This is a genomic window from Vreelandella aquamarina (genome assembly GCF_900110265.1).
GTDB lineage: Bacteria > Pseudomonadota > Gammaproteobacteria > Pseudomonadales > Halomonadaceae > Vreelandella > Vreelandella aquamarina.
In genome coordinates this window covers 1-4,966 of record NZ_FODB01000097.1, presented here as the reverse complement: position 1 = coordinate 4,966, position 4,966 = coordinate 1, and the positions used below count along the sequence as shown (strand labels likewise).

4 protein-coding genes and 1 pseudogene are annotated in these 4,966 nt (G+C 59.2%); 2 read left to right on the top strand and 3 right to left on the bottom strand.

What is annotated here, in order from left to right; genetic code table 11:
- Positions 1 to 138: 138 nt before the first annotated feature.
- Positions 139 to 1,338 (bottom strand): tyrosine--tRNA ligase, encoded by a 1,200-nt coding sequence (gene tyrS / locus BMY49_RS16790; RefSeq protein WP_089676110.1) that lies wholly within the window; start codon positions 1,336 to 1,338, stop codon positions 139 to 141.
- A 116-nt stretch (positions 1,339 to 1,454) separates the two neighbouring features.
- On the opposite strand from tyrS, the gene BMY49_RS16785 reads away from it, so the two are divergent.
- Positions 1,455 to 2,597 carry an anhydro-N-acetylmuramic acid kinase gene (locus BMY49_RS16785; RefSeq protein WP_089676111.1) on the top strand — a complete coding sequence of 381 codons (1,143 nt, stop codon included), beginning with the start codon at positions 1,455 to 1,457 and terminating at the stop codon, positions 2,595 to 2,597.
- Positions 2,598 to 2,606: 9 nt separating this feature from the next.
- On the opposite strand, the gene BMY49_RS16780 is transcribed toward BMY49_RS16785, so the two are convergent.
- On the bottom strand, positions 2,607 to 3,770 hold the full coding sequence (locus BMY49_RS16780) for a PilT/PilU family type 4a pilus ATPase (RefSeq protein WP_089676109.1): 1,164 nt from the start codon (positions 3,768 to 3,770) through the stop codon (positions 2,607 to 2,609).
- 24 nt (positions 3,771 to 3,794) lie between these two features.
- Positions 3,795 to 4,649, bottom strand: a pseudogene (locus BMY49_RS16775) (type IV pilus twitching motility protein PilT); the annotation flags it as partial.
- Between the two features lie 60 nt (positions 4,650 to 4,709).
- On the opposite strand from BMY49_RS16775, the gene BMY49_RS16770 reads away from it, so the two are divergent.
- The coding region (locus tag BMY49_RS16770) for a transposase (RefSeq protein WP_143058119.1) at positions 4,710 to 4,966 on the top strand (257 nt) is incomplete at its 3' end.

The window sequence follows — 4,966 nt, the reverse complement described above, 5'->3', positions numbered from 1 at the left end:
CTCTAACTTCCTGACAAACCAGAGGTTTTTCAACCTCATTCACCGCTGGTAACGCTGGGCGTCCCCGGCAGCGGATGCGTACTTTACGGATTCGCGGCCGGGTTGGCAAGAGCTAATGTGAAAAAGTTTTCAGAAAGTTCACACCAGGGTCACGCGAGCGTAACGCTTCTTGCCCGCTTGAATCACATACACTTTACCAGTGGCGAGCATGGTGTCTTGAGCAACGACCTCACCATCCACTTTGACACTGCCATTTTTCAGCATGTCTTTGGCTTGTGCGCTGTTCTTGGTTAAGCCTGAGCGATTCAGAACAGTCGCAACCGGGGCCTGCTCGCTGCCTTCAAAATCGACGTCTACTTCTGGCAGGTCTTCCGGCAACTCACCATCGGCCAACTGGTTACCCGCCGACTTGTGCGCATTCGCGGCGGCTTCATCACCGTGGTAGCGGGCGATGAGTTCGCGGGCAAGCTCCATTTTCACATCGCGAGGATTCGCACCCTGCTCGACACTCTGCTTCAACGCCTCAATCTCTTCGTTCGATTTCAGCGAGAGCAGTTCGAAGTAACGCCACATTAAGCTGTCGGGCATGGAGACCAGCTTATTGAACATGGAGCCCGGTGCTTCATCCACGCCCACGTAGTTGCCAAGCGACTTGGACATTTTCTGCACGCCGTCCAAACCTTCTAGCAGGGGCATCGTGATGACCACCTGGGGCTCCTGGCCGAAGTGCTTTTGAATCTCGCGCCCCATGAGCAGGTTAAACTTCTGATCGGTGCCGCCCAGTTCGATATCGGCTTCTAGTGCGACGGAGTCATAGCCCTGCACTAGCGGGTAAAGAAACTCGTGAATCGCAATCGGCTGATTCGCTTTGTAGCGCTTCTCGAAGTCATCACGCTCCAGCATGCGAGCCACGGTGCTTTGTGCTGCCAGCTCAATCATTTTGGCAGCCGTTAACGCGCCAAACCATTCAGCGTTGAAGCGCACCTCGGTCTTTTCCGGATCGAGGATTTTGAACACCTGCTCTTTATAGGTTTCTGCATTCGCCTTGACGTCGGCTTCGGTCAGCGGCTTACGGGTGACGTTTTTACCGGTCGGGTCACCAATACGGCCGGTGAAGTCACCAATCAAAAAGATGACGGTATGACCGAGATCTTGGAACTGGCGCATTTTGGTCAGCAGTACGCTGTGGCCCAGGTGCAAATCAGGTGCTGTAGGGTCGAACCCTGCTTTAATACGCAGCTTGCGACCAGACGCGAGCTTTTTACGCAGCTCGTCTTCTACCAGGATTTCATGCGTCCCCCGCGACAGCAGCGCTAACGCCTGATCCACCTCACTCATTGCCGATCTCCATGTACTATGTGCCGTTAAAGGCGTTTAAATAATCAATAGTGGGCGATGTTATCACGCTCCACCGCCTTGGTTGAGCCTTCACCCCGTTTTGGATGACTCGCATGATGAAAACCGCCTCCTCCACACCGACGGCCTACTATATCGGGCTCATGTCAGGCACCAGCTTGGACGGTATTGATGCCGCCCTGGTCTCTATCACTCCTGGCGCGCCGCCTAAGCTATTAGCCACGGCTGCCGTTGCCATGCCCGATACGCTGCACGCGCAGCTACTGCACCTTTGCCACGCGCCAGCAGCGCACTTTGCCGAACTGGCCGCCGCCGAGGATGCCTTTTGCCGCCTCCAGGCCCAGGCCGTTACAGCACTATTAACGGAACAGGGGCTCGTCCCGGCTCAGATTACAGCGATTGGCAGCCACGGCCAGACGATTGAGCACGCGCCGCAAGGTCACCAGGGTGGTCCGGCGTATACGCTACAGCTAGACAACCCGAGCCTGCTGGCAGAATTGACGGGATGCACGGTGGTGGCCGACTTTCGCCGCCGGGACTTGGCCGCTGGCGGCCAAGCAGCGCCTCTAGCGCCCGCGTTCCACCAAGCGCTGTTTGGGCAGCGCCAAGGCGAACAGCTCGTGCTGAATCTGGGCGGCTTTGCCAATCTTACGTGGCTTCCTCAAGAACAAGAGCGCGCCGTGGTGGGCTTCGATACCGGCCCGGCGAACGCGCTGCTTGATGCCTGGTTTGCCAAGCATCACACCGGGCGATTTGATGAGAACGGCACTTGGGCGGCCAGCGGGCAAATCGACCAAGCGCTGCTCGCCCGCCTGCTGCAAGAACCCTTTTTTCATCAGCCGCCGCCGCGCAGCACCGGGCGCGAGCTGTTTCACTTAGCGTGGTTGAGCGACCACCTCACTGGCGACGAAGTCCCCCGGGATGTTCAGGCAACGCTGGTCGAACTGACGGCGGTGAGTGTCGCGCAAGGGGTGACCCAACTGCCGCTAAGCCAACCCAGCGCCACGCTACTGGTAGGCGGTGGCGGTGCTCACAATGCCTATTTGATGGAAAGGTTAGCCGCGCACCTGCCTAAGGTCACGCTACTCTCCCCCGCTACGCTGGGCTGGCCAGAGGATTGGATTGAAGCAGGAGCCTTTGCTTGGCTCGCCCATCAGCGCCTGCACGGGTTACCCGGCAACTTGTCTTCCGTGACCGGCGCCACCGGCCCGCGGGTACTGGGCGGCATTTACGCCCCCTAGCGGCGACCGTCAATAATCGTCACCGTCGCGCAGAGCAAGATGAGACGGCACCTGCGCATCTAACGGCTTACCGCTGGCAGCGGCGTCGCCCTGCTTGATCATCAACCGCAGGTCGTTGGCGGAATCCGCATGGGCCAGCGCCACTTGCTGGCTGACTTGGCCCGCTTGATAAAGCGCGTAAAGCGCCTGATCGAAAGTTTGCATCCCCGCGTCGCGGGAGCCTGCCATGGCCTGCTTTAATTCATCAATACGCCCTTTTCGGATCAGATCCACCACCCGTGGCGATGAGAGCAGAATCTCAATCGCCGCGCAGCGGCCACCCTGTTGGGTAGGCAGCAGCTGCTGAGCCACCACGGCGCGCAGATTCAGCGATAGGTCCATCAGCACCTGCTCGTGCCGCTCATGGGGAAAGAAGTGAAGGATGCGCTCCAACGCCTGGTTAGCGTTGTTGGCGTGCAGCGTCGCCAAACAGAGATGCCCGGTTTCCGCAAAAGTGAGGGCGTGCTCCATGGTCTCGCGGGTACGCACTTCACCAATCAAGATCACATCCGGCGCTTGGCGTAGCGTATTTTTCAGCGCCACCTCGAAGGACTCCGTATCCACCCCCACCTCGCGCTGATTAACGATGCCCCGCTGGTGCGGATGCAAGTACTCGATAGGATCCTCAATGGTGATGATATGCCCACCGACTGAGGCGTTGCGCTCCTGAATCATCGCCGCCAGCGTAGTGGATTTCCCCGTTCCCGTGCCGCCTACCACTAGCACCAGCCCGCGTTTGGCATTGGCCAACGTCGCCAACTGGCTAGGCACGCCCAGCGCGCTGAGGGTCGGAATAGTCTGCGCAATGCGGCGCACCACCATGGCGGGCTCGTTGCGCTGTTGAAAGGCGCTTACCCGAAACCGCCCCGCACTCTCCAGGCTTAGGGCAAAGTTCGCCTCGTGCTCCTCTTGAAATCGCTCCCGCTGCTTTTCGGGAACCGCATTCAGCACCAGGCTGCGCACTTGGCTAGAGGAGAGCGGCTGACGCCCCAGCGGCACCAGCCCTTGGGGCGTTTTAAGGCTGGGCGGCGCGCCCACCGAAATAAGCAGGTCAGAGGCCTGCTGCTCGACCATGATGCCCAGCAGTTGGTGCAGCCACTGGGTCGCGGTCATACCGCTGGCTGGCTCACTCATCGCGTCTATTATCCTTTTGCCGCCTTACTCATCTTTTAACGTCAGCGTGCCTTTAGCTCTTACTTGGGCTTCCTCCATACTCACCACGCCCTCTTTAACCAGCTTAGCGAGCGAGGCATTCAGGGTCTGCATTCCCAGTGCGCCGCCGGTCTGGATGGCGGAGTAGATCTGCGCCACCTTATCTTCGCGAACGAGGTTACGCACCGCAGACGTGGCAATCAGGATCTCGTGGGCCGCCACGCGACCGCCGCCCTGGCGCTTCAACAACGTTTGCGAGATGACCGCTTGGAGCGATTCAGACAGCATTGAGCGCACCATGGATTTCTCTTCACCGGGGAAGACATCAATAATCCGGTCGATGGTTTTCGCCGCCGAAGTCGTGTGCAGCGTACCAAATACTAGGTGCCCCGTTTCAGCAGCGGTGAGCGCTAAACGGATCGTTTCGAGATCCCGCAACTCACCGACCAAAATCACGTCCGGGTCTTCGCGCAGCGCGCTTCGCAGCGCCCCAGAGAAGCTGTGAGTATCGCGGTGAACCTCCCGCTGATTAATCAGGCAACGCTTGCTGGTGTGCACAAACTCCACCGGATCTTCGATGGTCAGAATATGCTCGAAGCGCTGTTCGTTGATGTAGTCGATCATCGCCGCCAAGGTCGTGCTTTTGCCCGACCCCGTGGGCCCGGTCACCAGCACCAATCCCCTGGGTAGCATCGAAAGGCGCTGGAACACCTCGCCCATGCCCAAGGCGTCCATGGAAAGCACCTTGTTAGGAATGGTACGAAAGACGGCCCCTGCCCCGCGTGCCTGGTTGAAGGCATTAACCCTAAAGCGCGCCACGCCCGGCACTTCGAAGGAAAAGTCCGTTTCTAGCAGCCTGTCGGACTTTCCGTTGCACCGTGAGATACTGACCACCGTCATCGCCGAGCTGAGAAGATCGCCATGAGCCGCTTCATCCCTGTGGATCGCCAGACCGATTACCTGCTGCCGCCTTCGGTAGACGAGTGGTTGCCCGATGGTCACCTGGCGCGGTTCGTTGTCGATGTTGTCGAACAACTGGACCTCTCGACGTTGACCCGGCGTTACATGGGGCGGGGTTCCAAGGCACATCACCCGGCGGTGCTACTGAGCCTGCTGATCTACGGCTACGCCACCGGGGTGGTCTCCAGCCGCAAGATCGAGCGTGCCACCTATGACTC

Bases quoted from the DNA above. Each gene is read 5' to 3' on its own strand.
- tyrS (WP_089676110.1), bottom strand. From the start codon at position 1,338: ATGAGTGAGGTGGATCAGGCGTTAGCGCTGCTGTCGCGGGGGACGCAT.
- BMY49_RS16785 (WP_089676111.1), top strand. From the start codon at position 1,455: ATGAAAACCGCCTCCTCCACACCGACGGCCTACTATATCGGGCTCATG.
- BMY49_RS16780 (WP_089676109.1), bottom strand. From the start codon at position 3,770: ATGAGTGAGCCAGCCAGCGGTATGACCGCGACCCAGTGGCTGCACCAA.